This is a genomic window from Pseudomonas sp. 14P_5.3_Bac1, from assembly GCF_025466135.1.
Classification (GTDB): Bacteria; Pseudomonadota; Gammaproteobacteria; order Pseudomonadales; family Pseudomonadaceae; genus Aquipseudomonas.
In genome coordinates, this window is the sequence record NZ_JANLOF010000025.1 from 101,856 (window position 1) to 126,753 (window position 24,898).

Below are 24,898 nucleotides of genomic sequence, written 5' to 3' on the forward strand. Positions count from 1 at the left end.
CCTGACAGGCGTATGCGGTATTGGCGCACAAAAACGATAACCGCCGATGACCGGTTGCTTCGGCGGTTTTCTACACGTTCTTCGCCCATAAAAAACCCTCGATTGCCGAGGGTTTTTTAAGTGATGCCTTACGAGTCCAACGTATTACTCCACCGTCACCGACTTCGCCAGGTTACGCGGCTGGTCCACGTCGGTGCCCTTGAGCACGGCAACGTAGTAGGACAGCAACTGCAGCGGGATGGTGTAGAGGATCGGTGACAGGGTGTCGTGGATGTGCGGCATGTTGATGACGTGGGTGCCTTCGGCGTTGGTCATGCCGGCTTTTTCGTCGGCGAACACGATCAGTTGGCCGCCACGGGCGCGCACTTCCTGCAGGTTGGATTTGAGCTTTTCCAGCAGTTCGTTGTTCGGCGCGACGGTGACCACCGGCATGTCGTCATCCACCAGGGCCAGTGGGCCGTGTTTCAGCTCACCGGCTGGGTAAGCTTCGGCGTGGATGTAGGAGATTTCCTTGAGTTTCAGCGAGCCTTCCATCGCCACCGGGTATTGCGCGCCACGGCCGAGGAACAGGGTGTGGTTTTTGTCGGCGAACAGTTCAGCGACTTTTTCCACGGTGCTGTCCATGGCCAGGGCTTCGCCAAGGCGGGCCGGCAGGCGGCGCAGTTCTTCGACCAGCGTGGCTTCGACGCCTTCGGCGAGGGTGCCGCGGACCTGGCCCAGGGACAGGGTGAGCAGCAACAAGCCAACCAGCTGGGTGGTGAAGGCTTTGGTGGAAGCCACGCCGATTTCGCGACCGGCCTGGGTCAGCAGGGTCAGGTCGGATTCGCGCACCAGGGAGCTGATGCTGACGTTGCAGATCGCCAGGCTGGCGAGGAAGCCCAGCTCTTTAGCGTTGCGCAGGGCCGCCAGGGTGTCGGCGGTTTCGCCGGACTGGGAGATGGTCACGAACAAGGTGTCGGGTTGCACCACCACCTTGCGGTAGCGGAATTCGCTGGCGACTTCGACCTGGCACGGGATGCCGGCCAGTTCTTCAAGCCAGTAACGCGCAACCATACCGGCGTGGTAACTGGTGCCGCAGGCGACGATCTGCACATTGCGCACTTTGGCAAACAGCTCGGCAGCTTGTGGGCCGAAGGCGTTGACCAACACTTGGCTCTGGCTCAGGCGGCCTTCCAGGGTGCGTTGCACCACGGACGGTTGCTCGTGGATTTCCTTGAGCATGAAATGGCGGAATTCGCCTTTGTCAGCGGCTTCGGCGCCGTCGCGGTATTGCACGGCTTCGCGCTCGACGGAGTTGCCGTTGACGTCCCAGATCGCCACGCTTTCGCGACGGATGTCGGCGATATCGCCTTCTTCCAGGTACATGAAACGGTCAGTCACCTGGCGCAGCGCCAGTTGGTCGGAGGCAAGGAAGTTTTCGCCCAGGCCCAGGCCGATCACCAACGGGCTGCCACTGCGCGCGGCGACCACGCGGTCTGGCTGGCTGGCGCTGACCACGGCCAGGCCGTAGGCGCCGTGCAGCTCTTTAACAGTGGCCTTGAGGGCGACGGTCAGGTCGCCGAGGTCCTTGAGCTTGTGGTTCAGCAGGTGGGCGATGACTTCGGTGTCGGTGTCCGAGGTGAACACGTAGCCCAGGCCTTTGAGCTGCTCGCGCAGCACTTCGTGGTTCTCGATGATGCCGTTGTGCACCACCGCCAGGTCACCGGAGAAGTGCGGGTGGGCATTGCGTTCGCACGGCGCACCGTGGGTGGCCCAACGGGTGTGGGCAATGCCCAGACGGCCGACCAGCGGCTCGCCGAGCAGGGCTTGCTCCAGCTCACTGACCTTGCCCGGGCGGCGCATGCGCTCCAGCTTGCCGGCGTTGGTAAAGACCGCCACACCGGCGCTGTCGTAGCCGCGGTATTCCAGGCGCTTGAGGCCTTCAAGCAGGATGGCGGTGACGTTGCGTTCAGCGACTGCGCCTACAATTCCACACATGGTTTTCTCCTAGATGATTGCCGCGCATATCAGCGTAATGCCGCGGTCTTGGATCTGGTCGCGGGCCTCAAGCGGCAGGCGATCATCGGTAATAAGGGTATGGACGCTGCTCCAGGGCAGTTCCAGGTTGGGAATCTTGCGGCCGATCTTGTCAGACTCGACCATCACCACCACTTCACGGGCGACCTCGGCCATCACGCGGCTCAGGCCCAGCAGTTCGTTGAAGGTGGTGGTACCGCGCTGCAGATCGATGCCGTCGGCGCCGATGAACAGTTGATCAAAGTCGTAGGAGCGCAGCACTTGCTCGGCCACCTGGCCCTGGAACGAGTCCGAATGCGGGTCCCAGGTGCCGCCGGTCATGAGCAGCACCGGTTCGTGTTCAAGCTCGCTCAAGGCGCTGGCCACGTGCAGGGAATTGGTCATCACCACCAAGCCGGGCTGATGGCCCAGCTCGGGGATCATGGCGGCGGTGGTGCTGCCGCTGTCGATGATGATGCGCGCGTGTTCACGCAAGCGCATCACGGCCGCACGTGCGATGGCGCGCTTGTAAGCCGAGATGGGTTGGGCGGCGTCGCCCACCAGCTCCTGAGGCATGGTGATGGCGCCACCGTAGCGGCGCAGCAACAGGCCATTGCTTTCCAGCGCGGCCAAGTCCTTGCGGATGGTGACTTCCGACGTTTCGAAACGCTTGGCCAATTCGTCCACGCTGACTTCGCCCTGTTCATTGAGCAAGGTCAGGATGTTGTGGCGTCGTTGGGGAGTATTTCGTTTCGACATGGTGATGATAAGTTTCGTTTCGAAAGATAACGAAGGCAATCAAAACCTATTGGCGAAAGATCGTCAAGCAGCGCGAACAAAATTTTTAAGCCCACCACACCGCAAATGTGGGAGGGAGCTTGCCCCCGATAGCAGAGTGTCAGTCGATTCATAAGCTGACTGATCTACCGCCATCGGGGACAAGCCCCCTCCCACATTGGTGGATAACTCAGGTCTTTTTGATTTTGACCGGGCGTTTCCAGCCGTCGATGTTGCGCTGGCGGGCGCGGGCTACGGCCAGTTGAGACTTATCCACATCCTGGTTGATGGTTGAGCCCGCAGCAGTGTTGGATCCGTCGCCGATAGTCACGGGGGCAATCAGCGAGTTATTCGAGCCGATGAATACGTCCTCGCCAATCGTCGTCTGATACTTGTTCGCACCGTCGTAGTTGCACGTGATCGCACCCGCACCGATGTTGCTACGAGCACCAATCACCGCATCGCCCAGATAAGCCAGGTGGCCGGCCTTCGCGTCGTCGCCCATGCGCGCGTTCTTCAGTTCGACAAAGTTACCCACATGCGCCCTGGCCCCCAATACGCTGCCCGGACGCAAACGCGCGAATGGGCCAGCATCGCTGCCCTCGCCCATCACCGCACCGTCGATATGGCTGTTGGCTTTGATCACCACGCCTTTGCGCAGGGTGCTGTCCTTGATCACGCAGTTGGGGCCGATCACTACCTCGTCTTCGATGATCACGCGGCCTTCAAGGATCACGTTGATGTCGATCAGCACGTCGCGGCCGACGCTGACTTCACCGCGTACGTCGAAGCGCGCCGGATCGCGCAGAGTCACGCCCTGGGCCATGAGACGGCGGCCTTCGCGCAGCTGGTAATGACGCTCCAGCTCAGCAAGCTGCTTGCGGTCGTTGGCGCCCTGCACTTCCATGGGGTCGTGGGGCTGCTCGGTGGCGACCAGCAGGCCATCACTCACGGCCATTTCGATCACGTCAGTGAGGTAGTACTCGCCCTGGGCGTTGTTGTTGGACAGGCGGCTCATCCAGTCAGCAAGCTTATTGGCCGGCACCGCGAGAATCCCAGTATTGCCTTCAGTGATGGCGCGCTGGGCTTCGCTGGCGTCTTTGTGCTCGACGATAGCGGCCACCTTGCCGCCCGCATCGCGCACGATGCGGCCGTAACCGGTGGGGTCATCCAGTTCAACGGTGAGCAGCCCCATTTGGCCGGGCACTACGTGCTTGAGCAGGCGTTGCAGGGTTTCCACTTCGATCAACGGCACGTCGCCGTAGAGGATCAGCACTGTGTCGGCGCTGATGAACGGCACGGCCTGCGCGGTGGCGTGGCCGGTGCCCAGTTGTTTGTCCTGCAACACAAAATTCAGGTCATCCGCCGCCAGGCGTTCACGCACCACGTCGGCGCCGTGGCCGATCACTACGTGAATCCGCTGGGGGTCCAGTTGCCGGGCGCTGTGGATAACATGGCCGAGCATGGAATTACCCGCGACCGGGTGCAGCACCTTGGGCAGGGCCGAACGCATGCGAGTGCCCTGGCCTGCGGCGAGGATGACGATTTCAAGAGACATGAATGGCTACCAATCCTGGGCGGTCCGGCTTCAGACCAGAGAAGTGTTTTGCAAAAAAAGAAAAAGGGTAGCCGAGGCTACCCTTTTTAATCAATCGCACATGAAGCATGACGGCTGGGCCGCTTACTTCTTGCGGATCTGCTGGAGCGTGCGCAGCTGGGCTGCAGCCTCGGCCAGACGTACAGCAGCAGCGCTGTAGTCGAAGTCCGCGCCCTTTTCGTTCAGGGCCTTCTCGGCAGCCTTGACGGCTTCCTGAGCGGAGGCTTCATCCAGGTCGCCAGCACGTTGCACGGTGTCGGCAAGTACCTTGACCATGTTCGGCTGAACCTCGAGGAAACCACCAGAGATGTAAAACACCTCCTTTTCCCCGCCTTGCTTGGTCAGCGTGATCGGACCTGGCTTCAAGCTGGTGATCAACGGCGCGTGGCCCATGGCAATACCCAGGTCACCGAGTTCGCCGTGTGCAATCACCATTTCTACCAGACCGGAGAAGATTTCCCCTTCCGCGCTGACGATATCGCAATGGACTGTCATAGCCATCTGATTGCCTCAACCTGATGAGCGCCCGTTGCCGGGCGCCGGGATTACAGTTTCTTGGCTTTCTCGATCGCTTCTTCGATGCCGCCGACCATGTAGAACGCTTGTTCTGGCAGGTGGTCGTAGTCACCGTTGAGGATGCCTTTGAAGCCAGCAATGGTGTCTTTCAGGGAAACGTATTTACCCGAAGCACCGGTGAAGACTTCAGCCACGAAGAACGGCTGCGACAAGAAGCGCTGGATCTTACGAGCACGGTTTACCAACTGCTTGTCGGCTTCCGACAGCTCGTCCATACCCAGGATCGCAATGATGTCCTTCAGTTCTTTGTAACGCTGCAGCACGTACTGAACGCCGCGAGCGGTGTCGTAGTGCTCCTGGCCGATCACGTTCGGGTCCAGCTGGCGCGAAGTCGAGTCGAGTGGATCGACCGCTGGGTAGATACCCAGGGAAGCGATGTCACGGGACAGAACGACGGTGGCGTCCAAGTGGGCGAAGGTGGTCGCAGGCGACGGGTCAGTCAAGTCATCCGCAGGTACGTATACCGCTTGGATCGAGGTGATCGAACCTTCTTTGGTCGAAGTGATACGTTCTTGCAGAACGCCCATCTCTTCAGCCAGGGTCGGCTGGTAGCCTACTGCCGAAGGCATACGGCCCAGCAGTGCGGATACTTCAGTACCGGCCAAGGTGTAACGGTAGATGTTGTCGACGAACAGCAGAACGTCGTTACCTTCGTCACGGAACTTCTCGGCCATGGTCAGGCCAGTCAGTGCTACGCGCAGACGGTTTCCCGGCGGCTCGTTCATCTGACCGTAAACCAGTGCCACTTTGTCCAGAACGTTGGAGTCCTTCATCTCGTGGTAGAAGTCGTTACCCTCACGAGTACGCTCACCCACACCGGCGAACACGGAATAACCGCTGTGCTCGATGGCGATGTTACGGATCAGTTCCATCATGTTTACGGTTTTGCCTACACCGGCACCACCGAACAGACCGACTTTACCGCCTTTGGCGAACGGGCAAACCAGGTCGATAACCTTGATGCCGGTTTCCAGCAGATCGTTGCCGCCAGCTTGTTCGGCGAACGAAGGTGCTGGACGGTGAATGCCCCAGCGCTCTTCGGTGTCGATCGGGCCAGCTTCGTCAATCGGGTTGCCCAGTACGTCCATGATCCGGCCCAGGGTCGCTTTACCGACCGGTACGGAGATGGCTGCGCCAGTGTCGACAACGTCCAGACCGCGCTTCAAGCCTTCGGTGGAACCCATCGCAATGGTACGAACTACGCCGTCGCCCAGCTGCTGCTGAACTTCCAGAGTAGTTTCCGCGCCTTGTACTTTCAGCGCGTTGTAGATGCTCGGTACGCTGTCGCGTGGAAATTCCACGTCGATAACGGCGCCGATGATTTGAACGATACGTCCGCTACTCATAGCTGGATCCTCTGAATATTTGAACCGTTAAACCGCGGCAGCGCCGCCGACGATTTCCGAGATCTCTTGGGTGATCGCAGCCTGACGCGCCTTGTTGTAGATCAGCTGCAAATCGCTGATCAGATCACCGGCGTTATCGGTAGCGTTTTTCATCGCGATCATCCGCGCCGCTTGTTCAGCTGCGTTGTTCTCGACCACCGCCTGGTACACCTGCGACTCCACGTAGCGCACCATCAAGCCGTCAAGCAGCTCTTTGGCGTCTGGTTCGTAGAGGTAGTCCCAGTGGTGCTTGAGTTCCTGATCCGGAGTCGCCACCAGTGGAATCAATTGCTCCACGGTTGGCTGCTGGGTCATGGTGTTGATGAACTTGTTGGATACCACGGACAGGCGGTCAATCCGGCCTTCCAGGTACGCATCCAGCATCACCTTCACACTGCCGATCAAATCATTGATCGACGGCTCTTCACCCAGGTGGCTGATAGCTGCAACGACGTTACCGCCGAAGTTACGGAAAAAGGCCGCACCCTTGCTACCAACAACACACAGATCGATCTCGACGCCGTTTTCGCGGTTTACCGCCATGTCCTTGACCAGGGCCTTGAACAGGTTGGTATTCAGACCACCGCACAAACCACGGTCACTGCTCACTACCACATAACCCACACGCTTAACGGCGCGGTCGATCATGAACGGGTGGCGGTATTCCGGGTTGGCGTTGGCCAAATGCCCAATTACCTGGCGGATACGTTCCGCATAAGGACGGCTAGCAGCCATGCGCATTTGTGCCTTGCGCATTTTGCTGACCGCCACTTTTTCCATGGCGCTGGTAATCTTTTGCGTGCTTTTGATGCTCGCAATCTTACTGCGAATCTCTTTTGCGCCTGCCATGTAACACCTATCAGGTTAGCAAGCGGGAGCCTTGCGGCTCCCGCTGCGGCTTACCAGGTTTGGGTGGCCTTGAACTTCTCGATACCGGCTTTCATGCCAGCGTCGATTTCGTCATTGAAGTCACCCTTCACGTTGATCTTGGCCAACAAGTCGGCGTGATCGCGGTTGAAGTAAGCAATCAGCGCTTGTTCAAAGCTGCCGACCTTGGTGATTTCGACGTCAGTCAGGAACCCACGCTCAGCGGCATACAGCGACAACGCCATGTCAGCGATCGACATTGGGGCGTATTGCTTCTGCTTCATCAGCTCGGTAACGCGCTGACCATGCTCAAGTTGCTTACGGGTGGCTTCGTCCAGGTCAGAAGCGAACTGGGCGAATGCCGCCAGTTCACGGTACTGAGCCAGAGCGGTACGGATACCACCGGAGAGCTTCTTGATGATCTTGGTCTGAGCGGCACCACCCACACGGGATACCGAAACACCGGCGTTCACAGCAGGACGGATCCCGGAGTTGAACATGGCCGATTCCAGGAAGATCTGACCGTCGGTGATGGAAATCACGTTGGTCGGAACGAACGCGGAAACGTCGCCAGCCTGGGTTTCGATGATCGGCAGTGCGGTCAGGGAACCGGTTTTGCCGGTCACTGCGCCGTTGGTGAACTTCTCTACGTACTCTTCGGATACGCGGGATGCGCGCTCCAGCAGACGGGAGTGGAGATAGAACACGTCGCCTGGGTAAGCTTCACGGCCTGGTGGACGGCGCAGCAGCAGGGAAATCTGGCGGTAAGCCACTGCTTGCTTGGACAGATCGTCATAAACGATCAACGCGTCTTCACCGCGGTCGCGGAAGAATTCACCCATGGTGCAACCGGAGTACGGTGCCAGGAATTGCAGCGCAGGAGATTCCGAAGCACTGGCAGCCACGATGATCGTGTTGGCCAGGGCGCCGTTTTCTTCCAGCTTGCGAACCACGTTGGCGATGGTCGATTGCTTCTGACCAATGGCTACGTAGACGCAGAAAATGCCGCTGTCTTTCTGGTTGATGATCGCGTCGATCGCCAGAGCGGTTTTACCGATCTGACGGTCACCGATGATCAGCTCGCGCTGGCCACGGCCGACCGGAATCATGGCATCGACAGCCTTGTAGCCAGTCTGTACAGGCTGGTCTACCGACTTACGCCAGATCACGCCTGGAGCAACTTTCTCGACCGCGTCGGTCTCGGTGTTGCCCAGTGGACCTTTACCGTCAACAGGGTTACCCAGTGCGTCGACTACGCGACCCAGCAGTTCCTTACCAACCGGAACTTCCAGGATGCGGCCTGTGCACTTGGCGCTCATGCCTTCAGCCAGACTGGTGTACGCGCCCAATACAACGGCACCTACGGAGTCTTGCTCCAGGTTGAGGGCCATACCGTAGACGCCGCCCGGAAACTCGATCATCTCGCCGTACATTACGTCGGCCAGACCGTGAATCCGCACGATGCCGTCAGATACGCTGACGACAGTGCCTTCGTTACGGGCTTGGGAGGTCACATCGAGCTTGTCGATGCGGCCCTTGATAATTTCACTTATTTCGGAAGGATTGAGTTGCTGCATTGCTCTGCTGCCCCTTCAAACTCAAGATTTCAATGCTTCGGCAAGTTTCGCGATTTTGCCGCGAATCGAGCCATCGATAACCAGGTCGCCGGCACGGATAACAACACCCCCAATCAGGGATGCGTCCTCCGAAGCTTGCAGGCGCACTTCCCGATTGAGTCGTGCACTGAGAACCTTGGCGAGTTTGTCTTGCTGTTCTTGGTTCAATGCAAAAGCACTGGTCACTTCAACGTCTACCGACTTCTCTTCTTCGGCCTTGTACAGGTCGAACAGAGCGGCGATCTCCGGCAATAGCGAGAGACGGTCGTTTTCGGCAACGACGTGGATGAAGTTCTGCACTTTCACATCAAACTTGTCGCCGCACACTTCAATAAAAGTGGCGGCCTTGTCTGCGCTCGTCAGGCGCGGGGCCTTGAGCACGCGCTGCATGGTGTCGTCTTGCGACACTGCTGCAGCCAGGCCGAGCATGGCTGACCAAGAGGCCAGCTGCTGGTGGGCCTGGGCGTGCTCGAAGGCTGCCTTAGCGTAAGGTCGGGCCAACGTGGTCAGTTCTGCCATGATCGCCCTCGCTTAAATTTCAGCAGCCAGTTTGTTAACCAGCTCCGCGTGCGCGTTTTGATCGATTGTGGCACCGAGGATCTTCTCAGCACCGCCGACCGCCAGAGCACCCAGTTGGGCACGCAGCGCGTCTTTGACGCCGTTCAGTTCCTGTTCGATCTCGGCATGAGCCGAAGCCTTCACACGGTCAGCTTCGACGCGGGCTTTATCAACAGCCTCTTCGACGATCTGGTTACCGCGCTTCTTGGCTTGCTCAATGATTTCAGCTGCCTGTGCTTTAGCTTCGCGCAGTTGATGACCCGCTTTCTCTTGGGCCAACTCCAGGTCGCGAGCTGCACGGGTGGCAGCGTCCAAGCCGTCTGCGATCTTCTTCTGACGTTCGTGCAAAGCCGCGATGACCGGAGGCCACACGAACTTCATGCAAAACACTACAAAAATGAAGAACGCAACGGATTGGCCAATCAGGGTTGCATTAATGTTCACGCCAACACCTCGCTCATTCGTTGTCCATCACCCCAATCAACTCGAAAAATTCGAGTGATTAGCCAGCGAGTTGACCAACGAAAGGGTTCGCGAAGGTGAAGAACAGAGCGATACCAACGCCGATCATGGTCACGGCGTCGAGCAGGCCGGCGACGATGAACATTTTAACTTGCAGCATTGGAACCATTTCTGGCTGACGCGCTGCGCCTTCCAGGAATTTGCCGCCCAGCAGGCCGAAACCAATGGCAGTACCCAGGGCGCCCAGGCCGATCAACAGTGCAACAGCGATAGCGGTTAGACCAACTACAGTTTCCATCTTTCCTCCCGACTTTTACGTCGTATGGTTTAGGTTTTTTAGATTTTAAAGCGGTAAAACAAATCGTTTCATAGCCCGGTAGGGCCCACCTTCCCGTGTTACCGGGAAGGACATCAGACTAGTCGAGACTGGTCTTAATGGTTCTCTTCGTGCGCCATCGACAGGTAGACGATGGTCAGCATCATGAAGATGAAGGCCTGCAGGGTAATGATCAGGATGTGGAACACAGCCCACGCCCACTGCAGAACTACGCCCAGGCCGCTAAGCCAGAGCAGACCACTGCCGAACATCACAGCGATCAGAATGAACACCAGCTCGCCGGCATACATGTTGCCGAACAGTCGCAGGGCCAGGGAAATCGGCTTGGCGACCAGCGTTACGAACTCCAGCAGGAAGTTCACCGGGATCAGCAGGGCTTGAACAAAGATGTTCTTGCTGCCGAACGGGTGCAGGGTCAGTTCGCCGATGAAGCCGCCGATGCCCTTGACTTTGATGCTGTAGAAAATGATCAACGCAAACACCGACAGGGCCATGCCCAGGGTGGCGTTAGGGTCCGTGGTGGAAACCGCACGGAATGGAATGTGGTGATCGCCGGTGATCAGGATGGCCAGCTGAGGAATCCAGTCGACCGGAATCAGGTCGACGGCGTTCATCAGGAACACCCAGACGAAGATGGTCAGTGCCAGCGGTGCAATCACCGGGCTACGGCCATGGAAGCTGTCTTTCACGCTGCCATCGACGAATTCGACCAATACTTCAACGAAGTTCTGCAAAGCACCCGGCTGACCGGAAGTCGCCTTCTTTGCCGCCATGCGGAAAATCAGGACGAAGATCAGACCCAATGCGACAGACCAACCCAGAGTATCCAGGTGGAATGCCCAGAAGCCCATTTCTTTGGCTTCTGCTGCGGTGTGGGCGAAGCCCCAGCCGCCGTTGGGAAGCTGACCGAAGGTCAGGTTCTGCAAGTGGTGCTGGATATAGCCCGAAGCGGTTGTTTCTGCCATGGTTGCCTCAAACGCCCTAAGGTTTCGAAAGTCTTGTTTTCATTAGCAGGGGAGCGAACCAGCTGACCAGTTGGGTCAACACGAAGACGCCGAATACAGCCAGCGGCGCCAATGGCTTCACACCTGCAAAGGTCAGTGCAAACAGCACTGCCGTCAAAATCAGTTTCCCTGCTTCGCCGGCATAAAAAGACCGGACGATAGCCTGGGCTGCTCGGGCGCCGGAAAACCGAAAGGCCCTGTGAGCAAAATACATATTGGGCAGCAAGGCTATCAGGCCTCCGCAGAGTCCTGAATATCCGGCTACGACTCCATGCCAATACCAAAGCGCCAATGCGGCGATCAGCAAAATGACAAATTGAGCCAATAAAACCGGGAAAACGGCCAAGCGATGGAACGGCAACGTGTTTGGCGTGCGGGTTTCCATCACTCTTGCTCCTCAATGGTCGGCTGCCGAGAATCAATAACTTGGCATAATTTGTGCCGACAAAATGCGCGCAGAGTATAGGGGCGGTTCAGCCCCTATTCAACTGTCGGGTAGTGTTTTCCGATCGCGCGCTACATAAGCAAATGTTTCAGCGGATGTGGGCAAGGACGCCCTGAAGCTCATCGAGTGAGTTATACCCGATGACCAATTGCCCTTTGCCTTTCTTGCCGTGGCGGATTTGCACCGCAGAGCCCAGCCGCTCGGCCAGGCGCTGCTCGAGGCGCGCAATATCCGGATCAGGTTTGGCCGTTTCGACCGGTGCAGGTTTACCGCTGAGCCACTGGCGAACCAACGCCTCAGTCTGACGAACGGTGAGGCCGCGTGCGACAACGTGTCGCGCCCCTTCAACCTGTTGATTTTCCGGTAAACCGAGCAAAGCACGGGCATGACCCATTTCCAGGTCGCCGTGGGACAGCATGGTCTTGATGACTTCCGGCAGCGCGATCAGGCGCAACAGGTTGGACACGGTCACGCGGGACTTGCCCACCGCATCCGCGACTTCCTGCTGCGTCAGTTTGAATTCCTGCTGCAAGCGCTGCAGGGCGATTGCTTCCTCGATGGGGTTGAGGTCTTCACGCTGGATGTTCTCGATCAACGCCATGGCGATCGCGGTTTCGTCCGGCACATCGCGCACCATCGCCGGGATGGTCTCCTTGCCCGCCTGTTGGCTGGCGCGCCAGCGGCGTTCACCCGCGATGATTTCAAAGCAACCGCCGCCAATCGGGCGCACCACGATCGGCTGCATCACGCCTTGGGCTTTGATCGAATTGGCCAGTTCCTCCAGCGCCTGTGGATCCATGTCCCGGCGCGGCTGGTATTTGCCGCGCTGGATCAGGTCCAGCGGCAGGTGCTGCAGCTCGCGCTCGTCGGCCTGCACGGCTTGTTCTTCAAGCGAAGTGACAGTCGGACCACTCAGCAGTGCATCCAGTCCACGTCCGAGACCTCGTTTCTTGACGGCCATGGGGATTCCTTAAGTTGGCTGGGCTGCAGCGGTGCGTGAGTTGCGGCGTTGACGGCGAACCATCTCGCCGGCCAGTGCCAAGTAGGCAATGGCGCCGCGAGATGACTTGTCGTACGCCAGCGCGGGCATGCCATAGCTTGGCGCTTCGGCCAGGCGGATGTTGCGTGGAATCACGGTGTCGTACAACTGATCGCCGAAGTGTTCCTTGAGCTGCGCCGACACATCGTTCATCAGGCTCAGGCGCGGATCGTACATGGTCCGCAGCAGGCCTTCGATTTGCAGGTTCGGGTTAAGCAACTCTGCGATACGCTTGATGTTATCCACAAGGTCACTCAAGCCTTCGAGCGCGAAGTACTCGCACTGCATGGGGATAATCACCCCATCGGCAGCCACCAGCGCGTTCAACGTCAGCATCGACAGCGACGGTGGGCAGTCGATCAAAATGTAGTCGTAATTCTCGCGGATCGGCGCCAGGGCGCTGCGCAGACGGCTTTCTTTCATCTGCATTTCCAGCAGCACCACTTCGGCCGCGGTCAAATCGCGGTTGGCCGGCAGCAACTGGTAACCGCCGTGCTCGGAGTAGTGCATGGCCTGGGCCAGGTCGCACTCGCCAATCAGCAAGTCGTAGACCGAGTTTTCCAGGCCGTGTTTATCCACACCGCTACCCATGGTGGCGTTGCCCTGTGGATCGAGATCGATCAACAGCACCCGGCGCTTGGTAGCGACCAGGGATGCTGCGAGGTTGATGCAGGTGGTGGTTTTGCCCACGCCACCTTTCTGGTTCGCTATCGCGAATACCTTAGCCATTCTTGCTTGTGTTCCCAATCATGCCGTGCGGCGCAGTATCAGCAGATGGCGTTGGCCTTGGCAACCGGGTACGGCCAAGGCGTGTTCGCTATCGAGGTGGAAGTCTGCCGGCAATGCTAACAGCTCGTCGCTTGGATGAACGCCCTTCATTGCCAGCCAACGGGTGTCGCGGTCGCCTAAGTGGCGGGTCCAGTTGCTGAAGTTCTCCATGCTGCTGAATGCCCGGGAAACAATCCCGTTGAAAGGCTGTTCAGGCACGAAGGCTTCGACGCGACTGTGGATAACATTCAGGTTATCCAGCTTGAGTTCGAGTTTGACCTGGGTCAGGAAGCGGGTTTTCTTGCCGTTGCTGTCCAGGCACGTCACTTGTGACTCTGGAAACAGGATGGCCAGCGGAATGCCAGGCATGCCGCCGCCGCTGCCAACGTCCAACCAACGGCCGTTTTCGATAAACGGCATCACGCTCAGGCTGTCGAGCAGGTGACGCGAGACCATTTCGTCCGGGTCGCGCACCGCTGTCAGGTTGTAAGCCTTGTTCCATTTGATCAACAGGGCCAGATAGCCCAGCAGCAAGTCGTGCTGTGCATCGGTCAGGTCCACGCCCAACTGGCGTGCACCTGTGGATAACTCTTCGGCGTGTTGCGAGGTAACCAACGAACTCAAGCGCTTTGCTCCAACTGACGGCCCGCGCCGCGTTTTTTCAAATGAATCATCAACAGCGAAATAGCTGCCGGGGTGACCCCAGGAATACGTGAAGCCTGGCCGAGTGTTTCCGGCCGAGTTATCCCCAACTTGCTTTGGATTTCTTTCGACAACCCGGAAATCCCGGTGTAGTCGATGTCCACAGGCAGTTTGGTGTCTTCACTGGCGCGCAAGCGGGCGATCTCGTCCTGCTGGCGGTCAATGTAACCGGCGTATTTGGTCTTGATCTCAACCTGCTCGGCGACTTGTGGGTCTTCGGCACCGTGACCGGTTACTTCAACCAGGCCAGCGTAGTCGATTTCCGGACGGGACAGCAGGTTCAGCAAGTTGTATTCGTGGGTCAGCGGCGTGCCGAATTTTTCGGCAATCGCGTCGCCTTGCTCGGTGCCGGGGCGAACCCAGGTACTTTTCAGGCGCTGCTCTTCCAACGTGATGCTTTCGCGTTTTTTGCAGAAGGCGGCCCAGCGTGCGTCATCGACCAAGCCCAGCTCGCGACCTTTTTCGGTCAGGCGCAGGTCGGCGTTGTCTTCGCGCAGGATCAGGCGGTATTCGGCCCGGGACGTAAACATCCGGTACGGTTCCTGAGTTCCGAGAGTAATCAGGTCATCGACCAATACACCGATGTACGCCTCATCGCGGCGCGGGCACCAGCTGTCTTTGCCTTGTGCGCGCAGTGCCGCGTTGGTTCCGGCCAGCAAACCTTGGGCGCCGGCTTCTTCGTAACCGGTGGTGCCGTTGATTTGCCCGGCGAAAAACAGGCCGCCAATCACTTTGGTTTCGAGGCTGTATTTCAGGTCACGCGGGTCGAAGTAGTCGTACTCGATGGCGTAGCCCGGACGCACGATGTGCGCGTTTTCCATGCCGCGAATCGATTGCACGATCTGGATTTGCACGTCGAACGGCAACGATGTGGAAATCCCGTTCGGGTACAGCTCGTGGGTGGTCAAGCCTTCGGGCTCGATGAAGACCTGGTGGCTCTCCTTGTCGGCAAAGCGGTGAATCTTGTCTTCAATCGATGGGCAATAACGCGGGCCAATGCCTTCGATCACACCGGAATACATCGGCGAACGGTCGAGGTTCGCGGCAATGATTTCGTGGGTGCGGGCATTGGTGTGGGTAATCCAGCAGCTGACCTGTTTCGGGTGCTGTTCTTTGGAGCCCATGAACGACATCACTGGGATTGGCGTATCGCCGGCTTGTTCGGTCATCACCGAGAAATCCACAGAACGCCCGTCGATACGCGGCGGGGTCCCGGTTTTCAGGCGGCCGACACGCAACGGCAATTCACGCAGGCGTTTTGCCAGGGCAATCGACGGCGGATCACCGGCGCGGCCGCCCGAATAATTCTGCATGCCAATGTGGATAAGTCCGCCGAGGAAGGTACCGGTGGTCAGCACCACGGATTCTGCGAAGAAACGCAGGCCCATTTGGGTGACAACACCGCGTACCTGGTCTTGTTCGACGATCAGGTCATCCGCTGCTTGCTGAAATATCCACAGGTTCGGCTGGTTTTCCAGGGTTTCACGCACCGCGGCCTTGTAGAGGATGCGGTCAGCTTGTGCCCGGGTAGCCCTAACGGCTGGGCCTTTGCGGCTGTTGAGCACGCGAAATTGAATGCCACCTTTGTCGGTAGCCATGGCCATCACACCGCCAAGGGCATCGATTTCCTTGACCAGATGGCTTTTGCCGATCCCACCAATGGCGGGGTTGCAACTCATGGCACCGAGGGTTTCCACGTTGTGTGTCAGCAACAGAGTTTTTACACCCATGCGTGCTGAGGCCAGTGCTGCCTCGGTACCGGCATGACCGCCGCCGATGACGATCACTTCAAAACGGGAAGGGAAATCCACCACGCACCTCGTGCCTGCTTATGTAGGTAATCAGGAATTGATTGTTGAAAGAGTTTTAGAGCTTTGGCGGCAAGTATAGGGACTTAGCCCTTCCTAAAGAACCCTTTGCACAAAATTTAACCAGCTGTGGATGAATCACAGACAATAGAAATTAAAAGAGAGAAGTTTATAAGATCTTTGTTTTTATGTTTATTTCTACTGAGCCTACTTTCTGTGGATAGATCTCTACAGGCCTTTATTTACTTTGTGTACAGCGATTCAAAAGTCTGTGGTCATGTGCCAATGAGGCCCTTGGATAAGTGCTTTAAGCCTGTGGATTAAACAGGTGGTTATCCACAGAGGGGTTTTTACTCAGGTTTCAGGCCCTGTTATCAACTGGGCACAGGGGCGGTTATTCACAGGGCTTAATCCACAGATATCGTGTATTTCACCCACGACGAAGCCACCGCGTTTTTTGAACGTAGTAAGGAATGCTGCAAAAAGAGAGCTATTGTGAGAAGTCGACGGCGCAGTTAATAATAGCGATTATCATTAACCTGCCTTAACGCGCCCTATGCCTCCTTCACACACGGCTGCAGTCCAGCACATCTATGAGCATCACCATTCGTGGCTGCAGGGATGGCTCAAAGGTAAATTGCATAACGCTTGCGATGCAGCCGATGTGGCACACGATACTTTCTTGCGTATCTTGGGCGGGCGCGATGCGGCGCAGATCCTCGAACCCAGGGACTACCTGGCAACCATTGCCAGGGGCTTGGTCATTGATCGTTATCGCCGGCATGCGATTGAACGCGCGTATCAACAGTCATTGGCTGAGCGCCCTGAAGCTGTCGCCATCAGTGAAGAAGACAAGGCCATCATCATTGAAACGCTGGTAGCTGTGGATAAGGCCCTGGCTGACCTGGGCGATCGGGCCCGGCGAATTTTCATGCTGTCGCAGATCGAAGGCCTGACTTATCAACAGATCGCCGATCAGTTGCAGGTGTCCCTGACCACCGTGAAGAAACACATGATCCGCGCGCTTACCGAGTGTTCACTGATCATGGCCAGCCTGTAATGGTTGCCCCGGATCGAAAGGTCTTCGAAGCTGCTGCCACTTGGTATGTGCATTTTCAGTCGCAACCTCCAACGCCGGCTGAGCACTATGCCTGGCAACAATGGCTCAATGACGACCCGGCACACCTGGCAGCGTGGAACCAGATGGAGCAATTGCAACGCAGCCTGGGTGCCCTGCCTCAGGATTTCACCCGCCGCGCCTTATCGGCCACGCAGCAACGGCGGCAGGTGCTCAAGTGGATGCTGGTGCTGGGTGGCACCGGTTACCTGGGCTGGAATGTTCAACACGCGCCTTCCCTGGGCAACGTGTGGGCGGATTACCGCACACGCGTCGGCGAACGGCGAAGGATCGAACTGGCCGATGGCACTCGAATAGACCTCAACACCAGCACCGCCATTGATGTGGTGTTTGATGGGCGCCAGCGTTTGATCCGCCTGCGCGAAGGCGAAGTGCTTATCCACACCGGAAAACTGGGTGGGCAAGCGCCCTTTTATGTTGAAACCCGCCAGGGCCGAGTTCAGGCATTGGGAACGAGGTTTACCGTGCGCCAACTGGCGGATTCGACGCGAGTGGGGGTGCTGGAAGACCGAGTGAGCATCTCGCCTGCAGACCAACCCGATCGCACTCGGCTGCTGGCTGCCGGTGAAAGCGCTGACTTCGACCGGGAAAATGTCGGCCCCAACCACGCCTATCGCCGGACCCAGGCGGCTTGGGTCGATGGCCAAGTGATCGTCCTGGATGCGCGGCTTGGGGATCTGATCGACGACCTGGCACGCTATCGCTCAGGTGTTCTGCAGTGCGATCCGGCCTCGGCGCCTCTGCGGGTTTCCGGCACGTTCCGCCTCGATTCCACCGATGCAGTACTGGCTAACCTGCAAGCTACTCTGCCTATCCAGGTGAAATATTTCACTCGCTATTGGGTTTCGGTGACGCGCGTGGGTTGAGCGAAAAAAATAATCCACAGGGGGTTATCTTTTTTTTACCTGGCCCGGCCCTACGGGTAATCACGACGCTACCTTCAGGGCTTATCCACCTATGCGCCTTCCCGCTAAACTCCGCCAGCAACTCTCTTACCACGGCATGACCTACGGTTTACTGCTGTCCACGGCCGCCACCGCCGGTGTCTTTTTGTCCACAAGCGCCCTGGCAGCCAGTGCTGCGCAGCATTACACCATTGCCGCCGGGCCCCTTGACGCAGCGTTGAGCCAATTTGCCGCCAAGGCCAACGTGATTCTGTCCTTCTCACCCCAGCAGACCGCGCGCTTGAATACGCCGGGGCTGGAAGGTGACTATTCGGTGGATCAAGGCTTTGCGCTATTGCTGCAAAACTCGGGGTTGCAAGCCGTAACACAGGCGCCCGGAAGCTATGTACTTCAGGCTTCGCAAGATGGGCCATTGACGCTCGCCCCGACCACCGTCAGCACTTATCAACAGGCCGGTTTCAATCAGGACATTGCCGGTGATGTTGGCTACAAGGCGCAAAACAGCCGCGTCGGTACCAAAACCAGCACCGCGCTGTCGGAAACCCCACGCTCGGTATCGGTGGTCACAGGCCAACGCATCAAGGACCAGAAGTCGCAGACGCTGACGGAGGTGCTGGGGTATGTACCGGGGATCTTCGCGCCACCGTTTGCTGCCGGTGATAGCCTCGCGGGCGACCTGTTTTTCATTCGTGGTTTCAATGCCACGGATTATGGCTACGGCCTGCTGCGCGATGGCCTTCGGGTGCAGGGCAATCGGTATGACACCACCAGTGAACCCTATGGCCTGGAGCGCGTAGAGATTTTCCGCGGCCCTTCTTCTCTGCTCTATGGGGAAAACGCGCCGGGCGGGTTGGTCAACCTGGTCAGCAAACACCCAACCGCCACGCCTCAGGGCGAAGTGCAATTGGGTTACGGCTCCAACAATCGGCGCCAGCTGGGTGTGGATATCTCGGGGCCACTCAATGACAGTGGCAACGTCCTGGGCCGCGTGGTCATGCTCGGTCGAAAATCCGACACCCAGACCGACCACGTGCCCGATGATCGCCTGTACATCGCGCCCTCCCTGACCCTGAACATTGATGACTACAACACCCTGACGCTGCTGACCAACTACCAGAAGGACCACACCAATCTGGAACTGGGCCTGCCTGCGGCCGGCACTTTACTGAAAAACCCGAACGGCAAGCTGTCCAAACACACCATGCTCGGCGACCCGGACTGGAACACGTTCGAGCGCGAAGCCTGGAGCGCCGGTTACGAGTTCAGCCACAGCTTCAATGACGATTGGCAGTTCCGCCAGAACTCGCGCTACATGCAGTCGCGCATCAACCGCCATGAAACCTGGCCCGGCGCGCTGAACAATCGCGGCTTCGGCACCCAGTTGAACATGACCGCCTACGACCGCTACAACAAGTCGATGGTGTATTCCCTGGATAACCAGCTCGAAGGCAAATTCCAGGTCGGTGACCTGGAAAACACCCTGCTGGTTGGCGCCAGCTACGACCGCACCTCGTTCAATCAGGACTGGGATGCGGGCTTCGCCGGCACCATCAATGTGTATAACCCGGTGTACCTGCGCGACCCGCTCACCCCGATCGCGGTACAGAACACCCTGCTCGAACAGCAGATGAAAGGCGTTTATGCACAGGTCCAAAGCAAATACGACCACTGGCTGTTCCTGCTCGGCGGTCGCCAGGATTGGGTCGAGAGTGATTTTCGCGACAAGGTGAACAAGGCCAGCAACACAGGCTCTGACGACAAGAAGTTTACGTACCAGGGCGGAGTGATGTACCAGTTCGACAACGGCGTGACGCCGTATGTCAGCTACTCCACCGCCTTCGTCCCGGTGCAGCAGATTTCCAACGCGGGTTCACCGTTAAAGCCGATCACCAGCAGCCAGTACGAAGTGGGTGTGAAGTACGAGCCGATTGGCTGGGACACCGCCATGACGCTGTCGGTGTATGACCTGCGCAAGCAGGATGACACCTACCTTGATGCCACCACCAACAGCTATCGCCAAGTGGGCGAAAGCCGCGCCAAAGGGGCGGAGGTGGAAATCAACAGCAACCTTACGCCGAACTTGAATGTCACCGCGGCCTACACCTATACCGATGCAAGGATTACCAAGGATTCCGCCACTTCACTGGTCGAAGGGCATCAGATGACCGGGGTGCCACGTAACCAGGCGTCGGTGTGGGGCAAGTACCGCTTTCTGGATGGCCAGCTCAAGGGCTTGTCCCTGGGTGGCGGAGTGCGCTACTTCGATAGCACTTTCTCCTACACCGCGCCGACGCTGTACGGGAAATTGGATGCCGGAAGCGTGACGTTGGTGGATGCGGCGATCGGTTATCAGCTCGACAAACACTGGTCGGTGGATCTGAACGCGAAGAATCTGTTCGACAAGGAATATGTATCCGGTTGCAACGATGCAGGTCGCTGCTACTGGGGCGACAGTCGGACGCTGCTTGGGACGGTTTCCTACAACTGGTAAAGGCGCACAGTAGCCCTGAAGAACTCAGGCGTTCTTCAGGGCGTTTTTGCCGGCAAGCCGGCTCCCACAGGATATGTGGATAACTGGGCTATTTGCCGATGCAGAAGCTTGAAAAAATCCGTCCCAGCAAATCATCCGAACTGAATGCACCGGTGATCTCGCCCAGCAGCTGCTGTGCCTGACGTAAATCCTCAGCCAGCAGCTCCCCTGCCCCCGCCAAGGTCAGTTGCGCCCGACCGTGCTCCAGCGCCGCGCTGGCGTGGCGCAGCGCCTCCAGGTGCCTGCGACGTGCACTGAAGCTGCTTTCCGAGGTTTGCTCATAGCCCATGCAGGCTTTGAGGTGGTCGCGCAGCAGCTCCAGGCCATCGCCGGCCGACTTCGCACTCAGGCTGATAGTGACATGGCCATCCTCGCTGGTTTCCATGGCAATAGCTTCGCCGGTCAGGTCGGCCTTGTTGCGAATCAAGGTGACCTTGGCCGGGTCCGGCCGTTGCTCGAGAAATTCCGGCCACAAGGCAAAAGGATCCACAGCCTCTGGCGCCGTGGCGTCCACCACCAACAACACCCGGTCCGCTTCGCCGATGGCCTTGAGTGCGCGCTCTACGCCAATCTTTTCGACCTGGTCGTCAGTGTCGCGCAGACCTGCAGTGTCGACCACGTGCAGCGGCATACCGTCGATGTGGATATGTTCGCGCAAGATATCGCGGGTAGTGCCGGCGATCTCGGTCACGATGGCCGCCTCGCGACCTGCCAAGGCATTGAGCAGGCTCGACTTGCCGGCATTTGGCCGTCCCGCGATCACCACGGTCATGCCATCGCGCAGTAGAGCCCCCTGCCCGGCTTCGCGCAGCACTGTGGATAACTCATCGCGGACTTTGTCGAGCATGGCCAGAACGTGCCCATCGGCGAGAAAGTCGATTTCCTCCTCCGGAAAATCAATCGCTGCCTCGACGTAGATGCGCAAGCTGATCAATTGCTCGGTCAGGTTATGCACACGCAACGAAAATGCACCCTGCAACGAACGCAATGCATTGCGCGCGGCCTGTGCAGAACTTGCCTCGATCAAATCGGCAATGGCTTCGGCCTGGGCCAGATCGAGTTTGTCATTGAGAAAAGCCCGCTCGCTGAACTCCCCCGGACGCGCCAGGCGGCAACCCAATTGCAGGCAGCGCTGCAGCAGCATATCCAGCACGACTGGACCGCCGTGCCCTTGCAATTCAAGCACGTCTTCGCCGGTGAACGAGTTGGGCCCGGGAAAATACAGCGCCAGGCCTTCATCCAGCACGGTCGCATCGGCGTCCAGAAAGGGGCCGTAGTGGGCGTAGCGCGGTTTCAACTCGCGGCCGCTGATGGCCTGGGCCGCATAACCGGCGAGCGGCCCGGAAATTCGAACGATACCGACGCCGCCGCGCCCTTGAGCGGTAGCGACAGCAGCGATGGTTTCACGAGGAGCGCTCATCAGCAGGTTCCAGAACAAAAGTGACGGAAAGCAAAACGCCCCACTAGGGGGCGTCTTGAGTGGTTATCCACAGAGTAAATTACGCCGCAGCTTTTTTGGTAGCCGCTTCGATTTTACGTGTGATGTACCACTGTTGAGAGATCGACAGGCAGTTGTTGACGACCCAGTACAGCACCAGACCAGCAGGGAACCACAGGAAGAAGAAGGTGAAGATGATTGGCATCATTTTCATCACTTTGGCCTGCATCGGATCCGGCGGAGTCGGGTTCAAGCGCTGCTGGATGAACATGGTCGCGCCCATGATGATCGGCAGGATAAAGAACGGGTCTTTGATCGACAGGTCAGTTATCCACAGCATGAACGGAGCCTGGCGCATTTCCACGCTTTCCAGGAGTACCCAGTAAAGCGACAGGAAGACCGGCATCTGCACCAGAATCGGCAAGCATCCACCCAGCGGGTTGATCTTCTCTTTCTTGTACAGCTCCATCATGGCTTGCGACATTTTCTGCCGGTCATCGCCATGTTGCTCTTTCAGCGCGGCCAGTTTCGGGGCCACGGCACGCATACGTGCCATCGACTTGTAGCTGGCGGCCGACAGAGGGAAGAAGATCCCCTTGATCAGCATGGTCAGCAAGATGATCGAGAAGCCCCAGTTACCCACAATGCTGTGGATATGTTGCAGCAGCCAGAAGATTGGCTGGGCAATGAACCACAGAATGCCGTAATCCACAGTCAGTTCCAGACCTGGGGACAACTCTTTCAGCACAGCCTGGCTTTTCGGGCCGGCGTACAGCGTGGCGCTGGTTTCAGCCTTGGCGCCTGGTGCGACGGTCAACGCCGGGCCAGTAAAACCAATGATGTAGTTGCCTTGGCTGTCTTTGCGGGTTTGAACCAGGTTGGCTTCACCCTTGTTCGGGATCCATGCGGTCACGAAGTAGTGTTGCAACCAGGCAACCCAGCCGCCTTGTACGGTTTCTTTCAGCGCGCCCTTGTCGATATCTTTCATCGACACTTTTTTGTACGGCTCGCTACTTGTCCACAGGGCAGCGCCCAGGTAAGTCGCGGTGCCGGTAGCAGTGCTGGAAGACGGATCGGCGCTGTTGTCACGCTTGAGCTGGGCAAACAGGTTGCCGCTCCATGGCTTGGCGCTTTCGTTGTCGATCAGATAGGTGACTTTCAGATCGTACAAACCGCGGGTAAAGCTGAAACGCTTGATGTAGTTGACGCCGTCCTGACTGAATTTCAGGTCAACGTTCAACTGGTTCTGGCCATCAGCCAGTTGATAAGTCTTCTGTTCGGTCGAATAAACCGGACGACCGGTAGCACGAGCATCCGGACCGTCAGTGCCGGTCAGGCCGCTTTGTGCCAGATAAGTGCGTTCACCACCGTTATCGAACAGTTGGAACGGCACATCCGGATGGTCTTGGCGACGTGGATACAACGGCAGTTTCAACTGCGCGATATCACCACCTTGTGGGTCGATAGCCAGGTCGAGCACATCCGTTTTCACGTGGATGAGGTCTTTGTTGGTGACCACTGGCGTTTCTAGAGGGGCGCTTGTCTCGCCATTCGCGCTGGGAACATCGGCACTCGCGGACGCATTGTTACCCAACGGGGTGTCCGGAATAGCCGGCGCAGCCTGATTGGTAGCAACATTCTGAGTCGGCAGGGCAGCCTGGCCGTAGTCCTGGTTCCACTTAAGAACCATGACGTAGGACACGATTGCCAGGGCGACGATCAGGATCGTGCGTTTAATATCCATGATTACTCGGCCATCGAAGAAGAACGGGAGGTAGGGATAGGTGGAACCGGGTCAAAACCACCGGGATTCCACGGATGACAGCGGCCTAAACGACGAAAGGCCAGCCAGCCACCGCGCAGAAGACCATGATTTTCTATGGCCTCTAACGCGTAGCAGGAACAACTGGGGTAGAAACGACAGTGGTCGGCCATCAGAGGACTAATGGCATAACGGTAAAACTGGATCGGAACGAGGGCCAGTTTACGCATTGGTGCTGTCTACCCCTACAGTTTCGGTGCTGACTGCTGGTGCCGGCTTGTGGGTACGCGCCAAACGTTTCCAGAGCTTGCCGAAATGCTGAATCAATTCGGGGTTTTCTACGTCCCCCAAGCCTTTGCGCGCGACGATAACAATATCCCAACCAACCAGAGTTTCCTGGTGGAGGCGAAACGATTCGCGCATCAGACGCTTGAGGCGATTGCGCTCAACGGAGAGCTTTACGCTCTTCTTGCCGATCACCAACCCGAGGCGGGGGTGATCCAGATCGTTGTTACGCGCAAGGAGCAGGAGATTTTTCCCCGGAACCTTGCCGGTGGGGGAGTCAAAGACTGCCTTGAAATGCCGGGGGGTTAGCAGACGCTTTTCCCGACTGAAGTCCTGACTCACCACCAGTACCGGATTATCAAACTGCCAGACGCGCACGACCTTTGGCGCGGCGACGCGACAGGACAGCACGGCCGTTCTTGGTGGCCATGCGAGCACGGAAGCCGTGAGTACGGGCGCGTTTGATGGTGCTTGGTTGGAAAGTACGTTTCATGGCGTTGTTACCTGGTTCGTCCACAACGGGCCGGAATGGCCCCCGTTTTAAGAGACCGGCGATTCTAGAGAAAGCAAGCCTCTAGGTCAATTTCCAACCAGCTTTTCCTTTAATTAGATCTCTGCAGGCAATTGGGCCTTTTCGGCTCGCCCGGCTTTCACGAGCAATGCCATAGATATAAAAATAAAGAAGGAAGTTATTTAAAGCTTTTCTGTAAAGCTTATAAAAGCTAGGGAGGCGATCCTCTGTGGATAACTGCTCTGAGCCCATATTCCACCTGATGTACAGAGAATGACAACTAGGGGGAGAAACGGTGCTCTGCCTGTGCTGCGCTGTCGGATAACCTGTGCGTGGAGTGGGTTGTTATCCACAGGCCAGTTACCCACAGACTTTCGACCCCACTTGTACAAC

General features: G+C 57.9%; 24 protein-coding genes. 3 read left to right on the forward strand and 21 right to left on the reverse strand.

From position 1 onward, the window contains the following. Nucleotides 1-144: 144 nt before the first annotated feature. The 16 genes from glmS to mnmG form a co-directional block, all read right to left on the reverse strand. The gene (glmS, locus tag NTD89_RS06840) at nucleotides 145-1,977 is read right to left on the reverse strand and encodes a glutamine--fructose-6-phosphate transaminase (isomerizing) (RefSeq protein WP_262206815.1); all 1,833 of its coding nucleotides are present in this window, start codon (nucleotides 1,975-1,977) and stop codon (nucleotides 145-147) included. 9 nt (nucleotides 1,978-1,986) lie between these two features. Next, nucleotides 1,987-2,754: a DeoR/GlpR family DNA-binding transcription regulator gene (locus NTD89_RS06845; protein ID WP_145158397.1), complete on the reverse strand. Its 768-nt coding sequence runs from the start codon at nucleotides 2,752-2,754 to the stop codon at nucleotides 1,987-1,989. Between the two features lie 208 nt (nucleotides 2,755-2,962). Next, the gene (gene glmU, locus NTD89_RS06850) at nucleotides 2,963-4,330 is read right to left on the reverse strand and encodes a bifunctional UDP-N-acetylglucosamine diphosphorylase/glucosamine-1-phosphate N-acetyltransferase GlmU (protein ID WP_262206817.1); all 1,368 of its coding nucleotides are present in this window, start codon (nucleotides 4,328-4,330) and stop codon (nucleotides 2,963-2,965) included. Between the two features lie 123 nt (nucleotides 4,331-4,453). Continuing rightward, nucleotides 4,454-4,870 (reverse strand): F0F1 ATP synthase subunit epsilon, encoded by a 417-nt coding sequence (locus NTD89_RS06855; RefSeq protein WP_003177061.1) that lies wholly within the window; start codon nucleotides 4,868-4,870, stop codon nucleotides 4,454-4,456. A 44-nt stretch (nucleotides 4,871-4,914) separates the two neighbouring features. After that, nucleotides 4,915-6,291, reverse strand: coding sequence for a F0F1 ATP synthase subunit beta (gene atpD, locus NTD89_RS06860; protein WP_017135118.1), 1,377 nt, complete (start codon nucleotides 6,289-6,291; stop codon nucleotides 4,915-4,917). A gap of 27 nt (nucleotides 6,292-6,318) precedes the next feature. Next, nucleotides 6,319-7,179, reverse strand: a complete 861-nt coding sequence (gene atpG / locus NTD89_RS06865; RefSeq protein WP_003233565.1) for a F0F1 ATP synthase subunit gamma — start codon at nucleotides 7,177-7,179, stop codon at nucleotides 6,319-6,321. Between the two features lie 50 nt (nucleotides 7,180-7,229). Further along, nucleotides 7,230-8,774 carry a F0F1 ATP synthase subunit alpha gene (atpA, locus tag NTD89_RS06870; RefSeq protein ID WP_017135120.1) on the reverse strand — a complete coding sequence of 515 codons (1,545 nt, stop codon included), beginning with the start codon at nucleotides 8,772-8,774 and terminating at the stop codon, nucleotides 7,230-7,232. Between the two features lie 21 nt (nucleotides 8,775-8,795). Then, a complete protein-coding gene (locus NTD89_RS06875) occupies nucleotides 8,796-9,332 on the reverse strand; it encodes a F0F1 ATP synthase subunit delta (RefSeq protein WP_145158401.1) in 537 nt (178 codons plus the stop codon). 12 nt (nucleotides 9,333-9,344) lie between these two features. Next, a complete protein-coding gene (locus tag NTD89_RS06880; protein WP_016970692.1) occupies nucleotides 9,345-9,815 on the reverse strand; it encodes a F0F1 ATP synthase subunit B in 471 nt (156 codons plus the stop codon). A gap of 58 nt (nucleotides 9,816-9,873) precedes the next feature. After that, nucleotides 9,874-10,131 (reverse strand): F0F1 ATP synthase subunit C, encoded by a 258-nt coding sequence (gene atpE, locus NTD89_RS06885; protein ID WP_002555987.1) that lies wholly within the window; start codon nucleotides 10,129-10,131, stop codon nucleotides 9,874-9,876. 134 nt (nucleotides 10,132-10,265) lie between these two features. After that, entirely contained in the window at nucleotides 10,266-11,135 is an 870-nt protein-coding gene (atpB, locus tag NTD89_RS06890) for a F0F1 ATP synthase subunit A (protein WP_017848936.1), read from the reverse strand. 16 nt (nucleotides 11,136-11,151) lie between these two features. Continuing rightward, entirely contained in the window at nucleotides 11,152-11,559 is a 408-nt protein-coding gene (locus tag NTD89_RS06895) for a F0F1 ATP synthase subunit I (RefSeq protein ID WP_010565865.1), read from the reverse strand. A gap of 148 nt (nucleotides 11,560-11,707) precedes the next feature. Then, nucleotides 11,708-12,580, reverse strand: coding sequence for a ParB/RepB/Spo0J family partition protein (locus tag NTD89_RS06900; RefSeq protein WP_262206818.1), 873 nt, complete (start codon nucleotides 12,578-12,580; stop codon nucleotides 11,708-11,710). A gap of 9 nt (nucleotides 12,581-12,589) precedes the next feature. Next, on the reverse strand, nucleotides 12,590-13,387 hold the full coding sequence (locus NTD89_RS06905) for a ParA family protein (protein ID WP_017477894.1): 798 nt from the start codon (nucleotides 13,385-13,387) through the stop codon (nucleotides 12,590-12,592). A gap of 18 nt (nucleotides 13,388-13,405) precedes the next feature. Continuing rightward, a complete protein-coding gene (gene rsmG, locus NTD89_RS06910) occupies nucleotides 13,406-14,050 on the reverse strand; it encodes a 16S rRNA (guanine(527)-N(7))-methyltransferase RsmG (protein ID WP_145158405.1) in 645 nt (214 codons plus the stop codon). After that, nucleotides 14,047-15,939 carry a tRNA uridine-5-carboxymethylaminomethyl(34) synthesis enzyme MnmG gene (gene mnmG, locus NTD89_RS06915; RefSeq protein WP_145158407.1) on the reverse strand — a complete coding sequence of 631 codons (1,893 nt, stop codon included), beginning with the start codon at nucleotides 15,937-15,939 and terminating at the stop codon, nucleotides 14,047-14,049. Before mnmG ends, rsmG begins: the two co-directional genes overlap by 4 nt. Nucleotides 15,940-16,492: 553 nt before the next feature. Between mnmG and NTD89_RS06920 the strand changes: the two genes are divergently transcribed. From NTD89_RS06920 to NTD89_RS06930, 3 genes are all read left to right on the forward strand, one after another. Further along, complete coding sequence (locus NTD89_RS06920) at nucleotides 16,493-16,996, forward strand: sigma-70 family RNA polymerase sigma factor (protein WP_262206820.1); 504 nt, start codon at nucleotides 16,493-16,495, stop codon at nucleotides 16,994-16,996. After that, a complete protein-coding gene (locus tag NTD89_RS06925; protein WP_262206822.1) occupies nucleotides 16,996-17,940 on the forward strand; it encodes a FecR domain-containing protein in 945 nt (314 codons plus the stop codon). The genes NTD89_RS06920 and NTD89_RS06925 overlap by 1 nt, the downstream gene beginning before the upstream one ends. Nucleotides 17,941-18,031: 91 nt before the next feature. Next, nucleotides 18,032-20,470 (forward strand): TonB-dependent siderophore receptor, encoded by a 2,439-nt coding sequence (locus NTD89_RS06930; RefSeq protein ID WP_262206824.1) that lies wholly within the window; start codon nucleotides 18,032-18,034, stop codon nucleotides 20,468-20,470. A gap of 88 nt (nucleotides 20,471-20,558) precedes the next feature. Here NTD89_RS06930 and mnmE read toward each other — a convergent pair whose 3' ends face one another. From mnmE to rpmH, 5 genes are all read right to left on the reverse strand, one after another. After that, nucleotides 20,559-21,929, reverse strand: a complete 1,371-nt coding sequence (gene mnmE, locus NTD89_RS06935) for a tRNA uridine-5-carboxymethylaminomethyl(34) synthesis GTPase MnmE (protein ID WP_106575971.1) — start codon at nucleotides 21,927-21,929, stop codon at nucleotides 20,559-20,561. A gap of 79 nt (nucleotides 21,930-22,008) precedes the next feature. Next, nucleotides 22,009-23,691 (reverse strand): membrane protein insertase YidC, encoded by a 1,683-nt coding sequence (gene yidC / locus NTD89_RS06940; RefSeq protein WP_242200580.1) that lies wholly within the window; start codon nucleotides 23,689-23,691, stop codon nucleotides 22,009-22,011. Between the two features lie 2 nt (nucleotides 23,692-23,693). Further along, nucleotides 23,694-23,939: a membrane protein insertion efficiency factor YidD gene (gene yidD / locus NTD89_RS06945; protein WP_073636650.1), complete on the reverse strand. Its 246-nt coding sequence runs from the start codon at nucleotides 23,937-23,939 to the stop codon at nucleotides 23,694-23,696. Further along, nucleotides 23,932-24,336 carry a ribonuclease P protein component gene (gene rnpA, locus NTD89_RS06950; RefSeq protein WP_218570655.1) on the reverse strand — a complete coding sequence of 135 codons (405 nt, stop codon included), beginning with the start codon at nucleotides 24,334-24,336 and terminating at the stop codon, nucleotides 23,932-23,934. Before rnpA ends, yidD begins: the two co-directional genes overlap by 8 nt. A 16-nt stretch (nucleotides 24,337-24,352) precedes the next feature. Continuing rightward, nucleotides 24,353-24,487 (reverse strand): 50S ribosomal protein L34, encoded by a 135-nt coding sequence (gene rpmH / locus NTD89_RS06955; protein ID WP_003213577.1) that lies wholly within the window; start codon nucleotides 24,485-24,487, stop codon nucleotides 24,353-24,355. Between the last annotated feature and the right edge of the window lie 411 nt (nucleotides 24,488-24,898).